General features: G+C 33.7%; 2 protein-coding genes. Both read right to left on the reverse strand.

Features of this window, described 5'->3' with window-relative positions:
* The coding region (locus ACM55I_RS16315; RefSeq protein WP_416847899.1) for an IS3 family transposase at positions 1–604 on the reverse strand (604 nt) is incomplete at its 3' end.
* 14 nt (positions 605–618) lie between these two features.
* Positions 619–1,047 (reverse strand): transposase, encoded by a 429-nt coding sequence (locus ACM55I_RS16320; RefSeq protein WP_416847900.1) that lies wholly within the window; start codon positions 1,045–1,047, stop codon positions 619–621.
* Positions 1,048–1,086: the final 39 nt, after the last annotated feature.

A 1,086-nucleotide genomic window follows, 5' to 3' on the forward strand; every position in this document is an offset into this window, starting at 1 on the left:
GATCTGAGTTTTGTGTCATACTGCATAAAACCTTGTTTTTACTAAGTTGTTTTTGATATTCATTAGCACAATATTGAATGCCTCTGTCGGAATGATGTATTAATGGTAAACTTTTGTTATTTCTATGTTTAAGAGCCATTTTTAAAGCCTTCAAACTGCTTTCTGTATTCATGTTGTCAGCTACATAATACCCCATAATCTTTTTAGAATAAGCATCGGTGACTAAGCTTAAATAACACGGATTCTCTCTTTTTCCGATGTATGTTATGTCAGATACCCAAACTTGTTCAGGTCGGTCTATTGCTAAATCTAAAATTCGATTTCGATGTTTTCTAAAATGATGATGCGAATTAGTGGTTACATGATACCTTCGTTTAGGTTGTATCAATAAATGATTGGCCCTGAGTATATCAAAGAACTTATCTCTTCCAATTTTCATTAATTGAAGTTTACCCAACAAAAGATAATATAGTTTTCGAGTACCCACTCTAGGCATTGTCTCCCTGATATCATTTACCAGTAAAACCACTTCTTTGGCTTTGCTTTGTTTGGATGTTTTTCTTCTTATTTTTCGATAATAAACCTGTCTGTCTATCCCGAACAAATAACAGGTAAATGCTACTGTTTTTTGTTCTTTTTCTCTAAAATGGTCGATTGTTCGGGAGGAGAGTTTTTTCGTATATCGATTTGATATTCTTTCTCAGCTAAATCAATCATCATATCAAACAGAATAGCTTTTTTGTCTGCAACATAGGCTTGTCGTTCTAAAAGAGCCTTTTGTTTTTCTAATAACTTGACTTGGATTTCAAGTTCCATAATCTTTTGTTCAGGGGACTTAGTCATATTGAAAGGGGTTTGGTTTTCCCAATCAAAGTTACCAAATTTTCGTAACCATTGGACTATTGTTGAACGGGATTGTATACCATACTGTTTTCTAACTTGGGTAATTGATAAACTACCGTGCTCAACTTCTCTAACAATTTGAAGCTTTAAAGACATACTGTAATCGCGTTGGGTGCGTTTTACATAATTTATGTTTTCTTCCATAACGATCTTTTTTGTGTATCGCTATTTCAGGACGGGACA

Origin of the sequence: Flavobacterium algoris, assembly GCF_048158525.1 — a bacterium.
GTDB classification, from domain to species: domain Bacteria; phylum Bacteroidota; class Bacteroidia; order Flavobacteriales; family Flavobacteriaceae; genus Flavobacterium; species Flavobacterium algoris.